Below are 12,162 nucleotides of genomic sequence, written 5' to 3'. Positions count from 1 at the left end.
CAGCTGATCACTGCGTTGCTAGAGACCCGGCCCCGCTGGCGAGTTTTCAGGCAGCGGACGGACGAGGCTAAGGCCGGTGAAAATCCGGGTGGGAAGCGAGCGGTCCAGTCTGTTTGAATGTGAGACGCGGTGAGCGCCAGAACCCGCGAGGCCTACGGCAGAATTGAGGCTCTGCCCCTCATAGGCGTATGTGGTGAGCACGTTCGGGGGACCGACGTTGATTGTAGCGCTTCGCGCTTGAAATTGCCCCGGTACCCAATCCGGCCCACATAAAGAAGCCCCGCCGCGTGTCATGGACGCGGCGGGGCTTCCGATTCTACGGCGTCAGATCTCAGCCGTGCAGGTACTGGACGGCCAACAGGCCGATAATCACGACAGACACGGCGATCGACGCCCACGCTAGTTTGTTACTCCGCATTGTCATTTCCGGCTCCTTTCGCATCGGGGCTCGAGCCCCATGGTTTCAGGCCGCTGGCGAGGGCGGACATTGCCAGCGCATATGAATGCTGGACCGGCACGTCCTCCCCCGCCTTCGCCAGTGCAAGCCATCGTTGGGCTATGTTCCTACCCGTGCCGAGGCGCTCGGCGACGTCGCCAGCAAAGCGCGCGCCTACCACGTCCATCCACCGCAGGAAATCTTGCCCTCGCATGCCTTCCACCTTATGTTTGGAGGTGCCCGCCCCGGGTGCAGCCGGGACGGGCGGGCTTCAGTTTACCAGTGGTGGATCAGGCTCACTAGGAGCATGATCGCCACTGTCACCTGAAGGGCAAGGGCGAAGTATTGCAGCTTCATTCCCTCTTACCTCCAGCGCGGGGCGGGACCATCCCGCCCCCTCAGCGCTTGAATAATATGCACTAAAGAGTGCATTTCCGCAAGCCTTGACCTGCGGAATTTTTGCATTTTCATGATCTTTTTCAGGGACTTAGTTCGGTGCGCCCGTATCGGCTGCCGGCCTGGATAGCGCGTAGCGTATCGTGCTGCCGTCGCGCTTGAAGATCCTGGCCAATTCCAGATACGGCAAGTCCGGCCGCATGGCGTGGACGAGGCGGATTGCGTCATATCTGGCGGCGACCAGGTGCTTGAACCGGCCGGGCTTGAGGATATCGGCCGGCGCGATTCCGTGTTCGGCCGCAACCTGCTTGATGACTTCCATAGGGTCGACGTTGTTGGGCGGAATGATGATCCGCTTAGAATTGGCCATCGCCGAAATTCTGCGCGCCCCCACCCCAACCAGTTCGGCCACCTCGGCATGTTTGAGGCGGGGGAAGGCCTTGCGCAGCTGGCGGACGGCATAAAGCCTGGCGGTGGAATACCTGCCCTGGTAGCGCCCGCCCATCAACTGATGCGCCGGGACCTTATAGGTGGCCGCGGCCTCACGTACGACATCAAGCGGCGTCATCGAGGATCACCGCGCCAGCCCGCACTACAATGACAGGCCGGTACCAGTTGATTTTGATGCGCGGGCCTTTGCCGTCATCGTTCGGGTCGTATTCCCCAATCATCCACTTGGGCTTACCGCCCTTGCGGATGAAAACTGTGTCATAGGCCCCGTCGAGGCGGCGCCACCGCTTGCCCGGTGTTGTTCCGGTCGGAAAGGTGGTGCTGTATTCCGGCAGGTCCAGGAACTGCCGAGGCGTGAGGCGCAGCACCGGCTTGCCAGCGCGCCATGTTTCTGTGCTCATGCCCGCCCCACTGGTGTGCCGATGGTGTCGGGAACGTCGGTCGCCTCGAAACGGCGGGCGGTGTGCGCGGCGCGCACCATGCTGGTGGCGACCTCAACAGTGCCTTGCGGGCTGTTCGTCATGCGCGCAACAACGCGACCGCCGGCAAACAGCATGACGTGCACCCGGCCACACGTGCAGCCCTCGACCGTCACCTCGTCGATCTCAAGCAAATTATCGCCTGCCATTGTATTTGCCCTCTCCGGCCAGATGGCCAAGCGAACTCAGCACGAAGAGTTCGCAGTCCTCGGTTTCGGAGGGCGCCATAGGCACCCCCAGCCTGAAAAAGGTGTGGTGTTCGCCTGCATTCGGCGCGGCCGGGTTGCGCAGGCATTCCTTGCGGCGCGGGCAGATTTGTGACCGGCAGCCCGTCAGGTTGTTTTCAGGCATCGGCGGTGGCCTCGGCCGGAACCTCGGGCTCCTTCAAATTGCGCAACTTGTCGTCCATGCGCATCGGCATCATCAGCGTGACGGCATAGGGGATGCCTTCATGCTGTAGGACGATAGGCCCCAAGTCCGTGCTGGACTGCTTTATGCGGAGGGTTCCCACTGCCGTTTCGACGAGGGTGGCCAGATACTCGGCATTGAGGCCCACAGGCACGAAAGGCTTGTCCTTGAGATCTGGTGTTGAGGTGCCGGGGATGCGGGCCGTGGTGATGTAGTCGCCACCGTCCTCGATGTAACGGAGTCCGATCTCGCTATCGCTGATCGGCAACAGGCAAGTGCACCTGAAACTGCCACCTATCGAAGAACGGACGAAACGCAGCGCCCTGCGCAATTCGAGGGCGGACACGTCCACAAACGCGCCGCCGGCGACATCCGGCACAACGCGCCGCCAGTCGGGATAGGTGCCGTCGATCAACTTGAACCGGATTTCGAAGTTATCGCCGACATACCGGCCAATATGATATGGGCGCTTCTCGTCGCCGAACAGTTCGAGCCGGGCCTCGACGTCTGGCGAGGTTTGCAGGATCGCCTTGACGGCCACATGCGGGATGATGACGGACAGGTTCGGCAGCTGCTGGAGGACGCCCGTCGCGCGGCTTTCCAGCATATGACCATTGGTGGCTATCGTCCGCAGCAACTGCAATTTGCCGTCGCTATCGTTCTGCAGACAGACGCCGTTCAGATAGTACCGCGTCTCTTCATAGCTGGCAGCGTGATAGACGGGCCGAATGATGCCGTGCAACTGCCCCTCGGCAAGCGGGAGTGAGAAAAGCGGCGGCGGGCCGGACTCGGGCATGACATCGCCGATTTTCTCAGCCAAGCCCAGCATCTGCATGCGCTGCCGCCTGCCCCCTAGAACAAGGCGGCCGGAGATCGCGACGAGGTGGATTTCATCGTCTTCCATGGCGGACAGGACGCGCAGCAAGCGCGACATCGGCACGAAGACAGATCCTTCCGTCGCGCCGCGCCCTTCCGCGCGAACTGTCACGTCAATAGCGATCTCGGCATTGTACGTGCGCACCCGCAGGTGATTTTCTATCACCTCGAGCCAGACATAGCGGAACGGCAGCGCGCCCAACTTGTCGACACCCGGCAGCGCCAGCTTAAGGGCTGCAATCAGCGCCCGGCGTGAGACGAGGGCGTTCATTGCACCACCTCGGGCACATTCGAGGGGTCGTAAACGGGCGGGAGCTTTCGGGACGCCTCGATATCGGCCAGCGCTTCGTAAAAGAATTGCCGGATTTCCGCGCGGCGCTGCGCATCTTCGCCAAACGACACACAAGCCAGTGTGTGATAGGCAGCGCAGAACATGGCACGCACCCCACCCGTGATGACCAGTTCGACCGTGTGTTCTTCGTGGTCGGGATGAACGGCGGTCCGGATTGCGTTGGCGTGGTCGGTGAAGACTTGCAGGATCTTTTGTTCCAGATCCCTGCAGGCCAGAGCGTAGGCCCGCGCCCCGCGTTTCTCTTTCTCTTCCATCTTCGAATCTCCGCTACGCCGGGCGTTTGCCAGGCTGCAAAGACGTTACTGTTTTGCAAACATGTTTGCAATATGCAAATTCTCGCTTGACGTGGACTATACGTAGCGTATAGTTAAGCCATCGAAACGGAGGGCTCAGAAATGGCCAAAGATGTGAAAATCAAGAAGAAGGATGGTGATGAATTCGCAGTCGGATGGGTGCCGGATGCCGATGAGTTGAGGGGCCTTAGCATCGAAGATTTGGCCTCCGAGCTAGAACTCCGCATGCAGAAGGCTGCCGAGAAGGCTTACCATGAGGGCTTTGAGGATTTCAGGGCGCGTCTAGTTACGTTCACAAACAGCGACAAAAAGTACTTGTGGTGAGACCCATGCCCACCTGCCGCACCTGCAAATACCTCGACGTCAAGCCCGACAAGCTGGGGCGTATCAGCCCCCGTCGAGGTTTGTCGTATCCATGCCTTGCGCCCGACCCGCCCGAGCCGACGTTACCGGCCGTTGCGCACAAGGCATGGTACAGATGGCCACCATCCCGGTGGCAACCGGGGCCTGATGACGGCAAAGATTGCGCACTCTATGCCGAACGCGAGAAACAGGCCTGATGCCCCGCGCCAGCAACCCCGACCTATGCGAAGCCTTCCGCGCCCTGTTGACGACAGGGTTTCACGCGGAGGGCATCGCGCATGCCGATGCCTTGGCGGCAACAAAGCCGTGGCGCGGCGAACTCTGGCGCGCGTTCCGTGAAATCGAGGCGCGCTTGTGCCCTACCCCTCCCCGCCCTGGTGAGGCCATCGACCTAGGCGACGACGACGAGGGGTGAGCCCGGCCGGAGCGGCTATTCGGATGCCGCGTCCGCGATCACGTCGTCTATCGCCCGCCGCATTTCTTCATGCGTGCAATCGACCTCCCCGTCATCGACCATTTGCGCACCGACTTTGCGGGCCTCTTCGGCTGCCTCGTCGTCGAAATTGTCAATAGTCCGTCCGTCCCGCTCGTCGTCCCGTTCGATAGCCCCGGCATCGACGGCTATCTGTGTGGCGATTTCGTACAGGTCTGGCTCTCTCGGCTTTCCCATTTGATGCACCTCCATTGCTAGGGCTTCCCAATTAGGAAGGCGCCGCGCTCATGAGAAGGTCCATAAGTCGGAAAATTTCACCGCGCAGACATGGCACCGATTTTATCGCCTACGAAAAATCTGATCTAAATCAGCGTGTTAGGCTTGACGGAACTATACATTACGTATAGTATCCAATCATCGAAACGGAGCAAGCCAATGTCCATCTACACCACGCCCCGCATGCGCATCGTCTGGCAAGTTCTCGAAGCCGCGAAGGATGCCGGCGAAACCGTGGTGCTCGCGGCTTGCCGTCGCCTCGTCGAGGCCGACCGCCGTGGCTGGAAGCGCCACGCGAACCCCGCCGACTATCAGCTTGTTTTGTCCTTCCTCGACTGAGGCCCGCCATGTCCTACCGCACCGAATTCCCCGACTTCGACCCGGCCACTCTGCCCGCAATTCCGGCCCATTGGGTTGACCAGTCCTGGCATAATGACATGTGCCCCAGCTGGGCCGCTGGCCTCGCCACGGTATTCGTCGATCATGTCCAACCTGAAAAGCGCGATATCCCCGACCTTCCCCGCTTTTCCGTCATGGTAGGCGAGGCTGAGGCCTACAGCGGCGACGATTGGCAGGCTGTGCTTGCCGCCGTCGACACGGCGAACGCCGATGTCTATTCATTCGAAGAGTTTCAGCAGACGGCGGAAGCGGTCGACGATGTCGAGGCCTTCATAGGGGAAGCCTATTACCCTATGAAGCTGGCGGGCAACGTGTACATGGCAAAGCTGTACATCGTTAAGGAAAAGGATGGTGGGTGGTTGCTGGATATCGGCAACACCGAGTTCCATGCCTCCCCCGATGACCTGCCCACGCTTGAGGCTGAATTGTACAACTTCGCCGTGCGCGAAGGCTATTGCGGGAGGGCGTGACCTTGGGCTTGCGATGGAAACAGCAGGACGACATCTGGTTTGCCTACCAGGGCGAACTTGTCGTGGGCATTGCCGGCCAGCGCGATGACGGCACGTTCTATTATGATGCCAATCGCGCCGTTCACATGAGAAGAGTTACGGCCGGCGACGGTGAAGCGGACTCGCTCGGCGCTGCAAAACTTGCCGTTGAACGCGTGTGGCAGCAATGGCTTGATGCGGCCGATTTAATTGAGGTGGGGACAGAATGAAAATCCGCCGACGCCGCTTCAAGAATGCAATGCATCAGCAGGTCTACGACCAGCTTCGTGAAATGCGGCCCGATGTTGAGAAGTATCGAGGCATGGGGGGCGGTGGCAACGCTTACGCCGTTGGTTATTCGATGCCAGACGAGCCTAATCACCTTTTTCCACCCGGCAGCAAAGCGTACGTCCAGTGGGCTGCTGGCGTCGACAATGCCCGTGCAGATCAGAAAGTAAGGGGGACGGAATGACCAAAGACAACATGATATCCTTGTCAATGGCAGTGGGCGGCTCGTTTGTGCGGCAGGCTATCGAGCCTTGGAAAAAGATGAGCGTCTCCGTTCAAGTGGCGCTTGCTGCCGGGGTGCCTGACAGGACAGTCGAGAAAGTCGTGCGCAATGTGCAAGAAGAGGCCAAAGAGGTCGCTTTTTGGGGCAGTGCCGAACAAATCGCCGACGAGGTGTCGAGGCGTCTCGCTGTTTTGCGAGAGGCGTCAGCCAACCGGAGGTGAGTGCCGTGGCCATCACCGACGAACGACTTGCTGCCATCCGCGCCGCACTCGGCATGCCTGCCCTGTCGCGTCGGCGCGTCGAGGCGATGGTCAAGGCGGTGGAAGAGACCGCTTGGCAGCGCCTCGACGATAGCACCATGGACAGGCTCACCGATGCCGCAGGCAATGGCGGCGATTACTCGTTTATCGTCGCTGGAAAGGCCAGCGCAGTTCCCGCGTCCGGCTACTGGATATCAGGCGCGCATTTGTGGAATGGGGAATGGCGCACCGTCGTCACCATGGATTCCCTGCCGTTCGAGCCGCTGTATTACCGTGTCATGGCGGGGCCGAAACCGGCCTGAATCCAGCCCACGCGCGCCCGTTACGCCAATCGTTACACCCTCCGTTACACGGATCGTTACGCCCTTAACTCGATGAAATCGCAAGAAAAAATCGTGATTAGCAGCGAAGTGTAACGCTGTAACGCGGAAAAATACCCATATGCAGACACGCACACGATGCACGCGCCCACACGCCCGTAGCGCGCATATGCGACGTCATCACGCCGTTACATCGTTACATCTATATATATAATCATATAATATAATATATATATCAGTAGCTTAGAGGTGTAACGATCATTGTAACGACCCCCGTAACGGGGCTTTTCGGATCGTTACGGGCCTAAGTCATTGATTTTCATGCGCGGCGCTAATCCTGCCCTCGGGCTTTTATTGACGTTTTGCAAATACGTTTGCGCATCGATATATTCGGCCCCAGCAAATCAGGGGCAACCATGGCAGCGACAGATTCAGCCGTAGACGTCGATATGGGCTCACCGGCCCGCACTCAGAAATCACCGCATGCCATCGTGCCCCGTGACGTCAGCAACGGGGGAATGGTTCTCACGTACGGCGTGAACCTGCTGGAACCCACCGTCTTGGACAGCTACGCCCGGCGACGCATGATCACGTCACGGGAATACGAAGCCGGGATCCTGCTGGCCAAGGTGTTTCGTCGTGCCATTCACCTGCCCAGCGTGACCGCGTCCTATGGCGAAGCCAAGGGCGGCGGCGGCGGGCTCGATACCGGGGTCGATGCACGCAAGCAGCTGTGGTCGCTGCTACTGGCAACCGGCCTTGCCATGCCACTGCAAACGGAAGTGCCCTTTCAGGTCGAGCGGCAAGAGGGCTATGCCCGTGAACCCGTGCTTGGGCCAGTTGGATTGACGCCCCTCGGCTCTCTCGTTCTCAGCGTCTGCGGATACGATGACAGGGCCGGTGGAACTCGACGTATCAAGCGCCTGCGCCAAGGCCTCAACCGCCTGGCAGACAACTGGAACTTGCCCAACCCGAACACCGACAGCGAGCGCCACCGCATCGGGAAATACATCGCACCAGGCCCCCGGCCCACGGACAACCCGGCAGCCCGCGACCTGTCGTGGTCGAATCAACAGAACGAAAAGCGGAAGTCATGGGCCGAACGGCGGCGTGAGAAAGCCGAGAGGCGAGCCGCCAAAAACCCGCAAGCATACGCAACGACGCAAACGAATTGACGTTTTGAAAATTCCCTTTGACAGGTGCACGTTTTTTGACCAGATTTCCCCAGCGTGCCGCAGTGCGCCGGGGACTTGGAGAGGCCAAAAGCCTTAGCGGAGCCCGACACATAGCGGCGCCCTCGTCTCGGTCCCCCGCTGCTGAACCCGCCCCGCAAGGGCGGGTTTTTCTTTGAGGCTTGGCAATGCGTCTCTACATCGATGGCACAGCGAGCGCCGTCGAAGAATTCGCTTCCCGCCTTAGCCCCGAACGCATCAAGCAGGGGCTTTCGACCGCAGTAAACGACACCGCCCGGCAGACGCGCCGGAAAAGCGTGCAAGTCGTTCGCAAGGAATCATCGCTGCCCACCGCAGTGGTAGAGCGAGGCCTGGACATCAGGCCGTGGTCAACACCGGCCACACTCAAAGCCACGGTAGTAGGGTCAGGCAGGCCTATCAACACGAAGCACTTTGGCGCACACCAGAACGCCAAAGGCGTCGGCGCTGTCATCTGGGGCAAGGCTCAATTCTATCCACATGCATTCGTGGTGGACAGTTTGGGCGGAAATGTCTTCACCAATACCCGCGGCTACAATGAGAAGTCGGGTAGGCACAACGCCCTTGAGGCGCACTTCGGTGCAGGCATAGCCCAAGTCATGACAGAGCACGCCGTGGAGCGGGTACTCATCACCTATGGCAAGGAACGCCTAGAGGTGAATGTGAAGCGTCAGCTTGACCGCGCTGTAGCAGGCCCAGGAGGCGCAGGGCGGGCATGATATCTCATGGCCTCGACCCCAGCGCCTGACGTCGCAAAGCCCCTCTGCGGGCCTCCCCAGCCCATCGGCGACGGCACCCCCACCCCCCACCCCTATCCCCCCGAAGGTACTTCCGAGGCGGGGCGCGGGGTGCGGGTAACGCCGCCCGCAAGCCTTCGCTAGAGGGTGGCCTCTGGTTTGGGTTAAAAAATGCCCCGGCCCGAAAATCCCGTTTTTCGGCTTTCGGGGATCGGATCGCAAAAAAGCCGCCCCTTTCGGAGCGGCTCTTGGCAGTCCTGGCGCTGACGTCAGGCGGGGATACGGTACCGGCTGACCTTGCCTTCGCGGCGGCCGATGATGCCCATCTTGTGTTTTGAGTTCGCCACGGAAATGAACCGCCGCACGCTGTGCTTGAGCCAGTTCGTTGCCGCCGTGATTTCGTCCGTCGTCGCACCTTCGGGCCTGCGGATCAGATCAAGCACCATCGTGTTCTTGTCGACCTTCGGCGCTGCTGCCTCGGCTTCTGCCTTGGCGGAGTGACGCTGGCGGCGCTCTTCGCGACGGGCAAGGATTTCATCGCGGGTCGACGGGACATGCGGCGGGATCGATTCAAACACCGTGCGAAGCTTGCTTTTCGGCTTGGCCGTGGTGACGAGCATCGTCTCGCGCGTTTGCATTTCCGGCCCGGCTTCGGCCATCGCAATCGGCGTCTTCTGCACGCCATCGGCCGGGGCCTGCCACTGGATGATGGCGATTTGGTCGACGCCATTGGCGATCAGTCGTTCCCGCAAATCCTCGGGCGCTGAAATAGCCGGATACCACTGCCCGCTGTCACCAGCCTGCACCGGCTCAATCGGCCAGATGCCGGGGATATTCTCATACAGCTTGCGGGCGGCGCGCTTGGCGTTGGACTTCACGGAATGCGACTTCATGGCGGGCTCCATTGATGGGGCGTTGGCCCCGTTGCTGATGATCCGGACCATATCAAACATTATACGTCCCGTATAGTGCAATGTGCACTAAAGCATTGGAAATGATCAGGAAATGCCGGGGCTGAATTCGTCGCAGTTCGCCAAGCTGGTGGGCGTCAGCCCCACGGCCATTCACAAGGCCGTCAAAAGCGGGCGCGTTATCGTCGGTGCTGACGGCTTGATCGACCCTGACACACAGGTCGACCGCTGGAACTCGACACGCGATTTGTCAAAGGTGCGAGGGCGTGGGCGGCCGCCGACAGTCGCGACGCCGCGGCGGTCCAAGAAGGCCGCGCAGGATTTCGACGACCTCAAGGTCGAAGAAAAGTCACTGCAGATCGCCTTGCTTGAGGAAGAGTTGAAGAAGCGCCGCGGCGAGACCGTCCACAAGGCGGACGTTGAATTGGCGCTTGCCAACTTTTCGCGTTTGATCCGTGACAAATGGCTGAACTTCGCCAATCGCTACGGGCAAGAGATTGCCGGCGATGTCGGAGCCGATGCCAAAGCCGTAATGGCGTCCCTTGACCGCTGCGTGCGCGATCAGCTGATTGAGATTTCGAACACGCGGCCGACCGTGCCGGGCATACCGAATCCGTCCGCGTCCACATAATGGAGGGCGCATATCGGTGCGAGGCGGTGTTGCTGGAGTCACAGCAACCCGACCCGCCGTACACCGTCAGCGAATGGGCTGACGAACACCGCTATTTGTCGTCCAAGGGCTCGGCAGAGCCTGGCAAGTGGCGGACGGCGCGCACGCCCTACCTGCGCGAAATCATGGACAACCAGTCCTCATATTCTACCGTTGAACAGACGGTGGTCATGAAGGGCGCCCAAATCGGCATGTCCGAGGCCGGCTTCAATCTGGTCGGCTACTGCATCCATCACAGCCCAGCCCCGGCGCTGTACGTGATGCCCACCGATAAGATGGTCAAGCGGTTCTCGAAAGCCCGCCTTGATCCCATGATTGCGGACAGCCCGGCGCTGTCCGAGCGCATCGGCCCGGCCCGCTCTCGGGACTCTTCAAACACCATGTTTGAGAAGGAGTACCCGGGCGGCATCCTGATTCTGACCGGCGCGAACTCGGCTTCGGCGCTGCGTTCGATGTCGATCCGCTACCTCATCCTAGACGAGGTGGACGCGTATCCGTTGAACGTCGATCAGGAAGGCGACCCCGTCTGGCTGGCTATCAAGCGCACGGCAAACTTCGTCCGGCGCAAGATCTTCATGCTGTCGACGCCCGGTGTTGCTGGTTTCAGCCGCATCGGCAAGGCGTTCCGCGAAGGCGATCAGCGCTATTTCAACGTCCCTTGCGACAATTGCGGCGAAATGCAGCCGTTCACTTGGAAGCAGATCAAGTGGCCGAAGGGACGTCCGGACCTCGCACAGTTCCGGTGCAAGTTCTGCGACCATCCGCACGCGGAACACCGCAAATCGCCGCTGATGGCCAAGGGCGAATGGATCCCAACCGCCGAGTCGACGCGGCCGGGCCTTCGATCCTACCACATCAGTTCGCTGTACAGCCCCTGGCAGTCATGGGCCGATTGCGCGCGAGACTTTCAGGCTTGCCACGGCGACGACGGGCGGCCGGATCCTGCGCTGCTGCAGGTGTTCGTGAACACCGTGCTTGGCGAGGAATGGGAAGAGGCGGTCGAGCGCGTTGATTCCGAGGGCCTCGTTAAGCTCGTCGAGGATTGGGGCAACGAAGTGCCGGTCCGTATCGCTGTCATCACTGGCGGCGTTGACGTTCAGCCGGATCGCCTTGAAGCGGAGATCGTCGGCTGGGGTGCAGGTGAGGAATCGTGGTCTCTCGAATATCGCGTCTTGCCCGGCGACCCCGAGGAAGACGGCGTTTGGGAGGACCTGGACGAACTCTTGCAGTCGTCATGGCCCCACCTCGGCTATGAGGAAGGCATGCGGCTCCAAGCAGCCTGCGTTGACACTGGCGGCAGCAACACCAGCCGGGTTTATGCGTACTGCGACAAGCGGACCAGGCGGAAAATTTGGGCCATTAAAGGTTCAAACCAGTTCCACGCCAAGATTTGGCCCCGCAAAGCCTCTCGCTCGAAGAAAACGGGATCGAGTTTCTACATGGTTGGCGTCTCGGCCGCCAAAGACACCATTCACAAGCGCCTCAAGCGCGTCGGGGCCACAGCTTCCGGTGCCGGCGCATGCCATTTCCCGCGCAATCGGGATGCCGCTTACTTCGATCAGCTGACGGCGGAAGTCATCCGAACGAAGTTCAGGAACGGATTCCCGCAAAAGTACTGGTGGAAGGAAGATGGCAAGCGAAATGAAGCCCTTGACTGCCGTGTCTACGCCTATGCGGCGCTTCATGGCCTCTATTCCATGGGCCTGAAACTGGATCAGCAGGCGGCGAAAGTCGCCGAACGGGTAGCGAAGGCCGAACGCGACGGCCGAACGCCCCAGCAACCGGAATCTACGGCGGACGTCAGCACTCCCGAGCCCGTTCCGGCCCCCATCCCGGCCCCAAAGGCCTCGAAATCGAGAGGGCGGCGCGTCGTCCGGTCAACCTACATGTGAG

General features: G+C 60.5%; 20 protein-coding genes. 12 read left to right on the top strand and 8 right to left on the bottom strand.

Going from position 1 to position 12,162, the window contains the following annotated elements; all coding sequences use genetic code 11:
• Nucleotides 1-923: 923 nt before the first annotated feature.
• From BA190_RS09520 to BA190_RS09495, 6 genes are read right to left on the bottom strand one after another with little or no spacing between them, the layout of a single operon-like run.
• Complete coding sequence (locus BA190_RS09520) at nt 924-1,400, bottom strand: hypothetical protein (protein WP_068285575.1); 477 nt, start codon at nt 1,398-1,400, stop codon at nt 924-926.
• A complete protein-coding gene (locus BA190_RS09515; protein WP_068285572.1) occupies nt 1,387-1,683 on the bottom strand; it encodes a hypothetical protein in 297 nt (98 codons plus the stop codon). Before BA190_RS09515 ends, BA190_RS09520 begins: the two co-directional genes overlap by 14 nt.
• Nucleotides 1,680-1,910: a hypothetical protein gene (locus tag BA190_RS09510; RefSeq protein WP_068285570.1), complete on the bottom strand. Its 231-nt coding sequence runs from the start codon at nt 1,908-1,910 to the stop codon at nt 1,680-1,682. The genes BA190_RS09515 and BA190_RS09510 overlap by 4 nt, the downstream gene beginning before the upstream one ends.
• Nucleotides 1,897-2,112, bottom strand: a complete 216-nt coding sequence (locus BA190_RS09505) for a hypothetical protein (protein ID WP_068285568.1) — start codon at nt 2,110-2,112, stop codon at nt 1,897-1,899. Before BA190_RS09505 ends, BA190_RS09510 begins: the two co-directional genes overlap by 14 nt.
• Nucleotides 2,105-3,316 (bottom strand): DNA polymerase III subunit beta, encoded by a 1,212-nt coding sequence (locus BA190_RS09500; protein ID WP_068285566.1) that lies wholly within the window; start codon nt 3,314-3,316, stop codon nt 2,105-2,107. The genes BA190_RS09505 and BA190_RS09500 overlap by 8 nt, the downstream gene beginning before the upstream one ends.
• Entirely contained in the window at nt 3,313-3,651 is a 339-nt protein-coding gene (locus BA190_RS09495; protein ID WP_068285563.1) for a hypothetical protein, read from the bottom strand. Before BA190_RS09495 ends, BA190_RS09500 begins: the two co-directional genes overlap by 4 nt.
• A gap of 141 nt (nt 3,652-3,792) precedes the next feature.
• On the opposite strand from BA190_RS09495, the gene BA190_RS09490 reads away from it, so the two are divergent.
• Nucleotides 3,793-4,014 carry a hypothetical protein gene (locus BA190_RS09490; protein WP_068285561.1) on the top strand — a complete coding sequence of 74 codons (222 nt, stop codon included), beginning with the start codon at nt 3,793-3,795 and terminating at the stop codon, nt 4,012-4,014.
• Nucleotides 4,015-4,249: 235 nt separating this feature from the next.
• Complete coding sequence (locus tag BA190_RS09485; RefSeq protein ID WP_068285558.1) at nt 4,250-4,468, top strand: hypothetical protein; 219 nt, start codon at nt 4,250-4,252, stop codon at nt 4,466-4,468.
• Nucleotides 4,469-4,483: 15 nt separating this feature from the next.
• Here BA190_RS09485 and BA190_RS09480 read toward each other — a convergent pair whose 3' ends face one another.
• Nucleotides 4,484-4,738, bottom strand: coding sequence for a hypothetical protein (locus tag BA190_RS09480; RefSeq protein WP_068285556.1), 255 nt, complete (start codon nt 4,736-4,738; stop codon nt 4,484-4,486).
• A 183-nt stretch (nt 4,739-4,921) separates the two neighbouring features.
• On the opposite strand from BA190_RS09480, the gene BA190_RS09475 reads away from it, so the two are divergent.
• From BA190_RS09475 to BA190_RS09440, 8 genes are all read left to right on the top strand, one after another.
• Entirely contained in the window at nt 4,922-5,101 is a 180-nt protein-coding gene (locus tag BA190_RS09475; RefSeq protein ID WP_068285554.1) for a hypothetical protein, read from the top strand.
• A gap of 8 nt (nt 5,102-5,109) precedes the next feature.
• Nucleotides 5,110-5,631 carry a hypothetical protein gene (locus BA190_RS09470; protein ID WP_068285552.1) on the top strand — a complete coding sequence of 174 codons (522 nt, stop codon included), beginning with the start codon at nt 5,110-5,112 and terminating at the stop codon, nt 5,629-5,631.
• Entirely contained in the window at nt 5,628-5,879 is a 252-nt protein-coding gene (locus BA190_RS09465) for a hypothetical protein (RefSeq protein ID WP_156771443.1), read from the top strand. Before BA190_RS09470 ends, BA190_RS09465 begins: the two co-directional genes overlap by 4 nt.
• Nucleotides 5,876-6,121 (top strand): hypothetical protein, encoded by a 246-nt coding sequence (locus BA190_RS09460; protein WP_156771442.1) that lies wholly within the window; start codon nt 5,876-5,878, stop codon nt 6,119-6,121. The genes BA190_RS09465 and BA190_RS09460 overlap by 4 nt, the downstream gene beginning before the upstream one ends.
• The gene (locus BA190_RS09455) at nt 6,118-6,381 is read left to right on the top strand and encodes a hypothetical protein (RefSeq protein WP_068285547.1); all 264 of its coding nucleotides are present in this window, start codon (nt 6,118-6,120) and stop codon (nt 6,379-6,381) included. The genes BA190_RS09460 and BA190_RS09455 overlap by 4 nt, the downstream gene beginning before the upstream one ends.
• Before the next feature lie 5 nt (nt 6,382-6,386).
• Nucleotides 6,387-6,722, top strand: coding sequence for a hypothetical protein (locus BA190_RS09450; RefSeq protein WP_068285545.1), 336 nt, complete (start codon nt 6,387-6,389; stop codon nt 6,720-6,722).
• A gap of 434 nt (nt 6,723-7,156) precedes the next feature.
• A complete protein-coding gene (locus tag BA190_RS09445; protein ID WP_156771441.1) occupies nt 7,157-7,915 on the top strand; it encodes a hypothetical protein in 759 nt (252 codons plus the stop codon).
• A gap of 185 nt (nt 7,916-8,100) precedes the next feature.
• Nucleotides 8,101-8,670, top strand: coding sequence for a hypothetical protein (locus BA190_RS09440; protein ID WP_068285543.1), 570 nt, complete (start codon nt 8,101-8,103; stop codon nt 8,668-8,670).
• Between the two features lie 287 nt (nt 8,671-8,957).
• On the opposite strand, the gene BA190_RS09435 is transcribed toward BA190_RS09440, so the two are convergent.
• Nucleotides 8,958-9,581: a DUF3489 domain-containing protein gene (locus BA190_RS09435; RefSeq protein WP_068285542.1), complete on the bottom strand. Its 624-nt coding sequence runs from the start codon at nt 9,579-9,581 to the stop codon at nt 8,958-8,960.
• A gap of 112 nt (nt 9,582-9,693) precedes the next feature.
• Here BA190_RS09435 and BA190_RS09430 point away from each other — a divergent pair, with 112 nt between their 5' ends.
• Nucleotides 9,694-10,230: a hypothetical protein gene (locus tag BA190_RS09430; protein ID WP_068285540.1), complete on the top strand. Its 537-nt coding sequence runs from the start codon at nt 9,694-9,696 to the stop codon at nt 10,228-10,230.
• A gap of 29 nt (nt 10,231-10,259) precedes the next feature.
• Nucleotides 10,260-12,161, top strand: coding sequence for a phage terminase large subunit family protein (locus BA190_RS09425; protein ID WP_245314649.1), 1,902 nt, complete (start codon nt 10,260-10,262; stop codon nt 12,159-12,161).
• The last annotated feature ends 1 nt before the right edge of the window (nt 12,162 follow it).

Source organism: Labrys sp. WJW, assembly GCF_001676615.1.
In the GTDB taxonomy this organism is placed as follows: domain Bacteria; phylum Pseudomonadota; class Alphaproteobacteria; order Rhizobiales; family Labraceae; genus Labrys; species Labrys sedimenti.
Note: the sequence above shows the minus strand (reverse complement) of the source record. Positions and strands in the feature narration are given on the sequence as shown.

Coding starts and splice junctions, on each gene's coding strand:
- BA190_RS09520 (WP_068285575.1), bottom strand. CDS start 1,400: ATGACGCCGCTTGATGTCGTACGTGAGGCCGCGGCCACCTATAAGGTC.
- BA190_RS09515 (WP_068285572.1), bottom strand. CDS start 1,683: ATGAGCACAGAAACATGGCGCGCTGGCAAGCCGGTGCTGCGCCTCACG.
- BA190_RS09510 (WP_068285570.1), bottom strand. CDS start 1,910: ATGGCAGGCGATAATTTGCTTGAGATCGACGAGGTGACGGTCGAGGGC.
- BA190_RS09505 (WP_068285568.1), bottom strand. CDS start 2,112: ATGCCTGAAAACAACCTGACGGGCTGCCGGTCACAAATCTGCCCGCGC.
- BA190_RS09500 (WP_068285566.1), bottom strand. CDS start 3,316: ATGAACGCCCTCGTCTCACGCCGGGCGCTGATTGCAGCCCTTAAGCTG.
- BA190_RS09495 (WP_068285563.1), bottom strand. CDS start 3,651: ATGGAAGAGAAAGAGAAACGCGGGGCGCGGGCCTACGCTCTGGCCTGC.
- BA190_RS09490 (WP_068285561.1), top strand. CDS start 3,793: ATGGCCAAAGATGTGAAAATCAAGAAGAAGGATGGTGATGAATTCGCA.
- BA190_RS09485 (WP_068285558.1), top strand. CDS start 4,250: ATGCCCCGCGCCAGCAACCCCGACCTATGCGAAGCCTTCCGCGCCCTG.
- BA190_RS09480 (WP_068285556.1), bottom strand. CDS start 4,738: ATGGAGGTGCATCAAATGGGAAAGCCGAGAGAGCCAGACCTGTACGAA.
- BA190_RS09475 (WP_068285554.1), top strand. CDS start 4,922: ATGTCCATCTACACCACGCCCCGCATGCGCATCGTCTGGCAAGTTCTC.
- BA190_RS09470 (WP_068285552.1), top strand. CDS start 5,110: ATGTCCTACCGCACCGAATTCCCCGACTTCGACCCGGCCACTCTGCCC.
- BA190_RS09460 (WP_156771442.1), top strand. CDS start 5,876: ATGAAAATCCGCCGACGCCGCTTCAAGAATGCAATGCATCAGCAGGTC.
- BA190_RS09455 (WP_068285547.1), top strand. CDS start 6,118: ATGACCAAAGACAACATGATATCCTTGTCAATGGCAGTGGGCGGCTCG.
- BA190_RS09445 (WP_156771441.1), top strand. CDS start 7,157: ATGGCAGCGACAGATTCAGCCGTAGACGTCGATATGGGCTCACCGGCC.
- BA190_RS09440 (WP_068285543.1), top strand. CDS start 8,101: ATGCGTCTCTACATCGATGGCACAGCGAGCGCCGTCGAAGAATTCGCT.
- BA190_RS09435 (WP_068285542.1), bottom strand. CDS start 9,581: ATGAAGTCGCATTCCGTGAAGTCCAACGCCAAGCGCGCCGCCCGCAAG.
- BA190_RS09430 (WP_068285540.1), top strand. CDS start 9,694: ATGCCGGGGCTGAATTCGTCGCAGTTCGCCAAGCTGGTGGGCGTCAGC.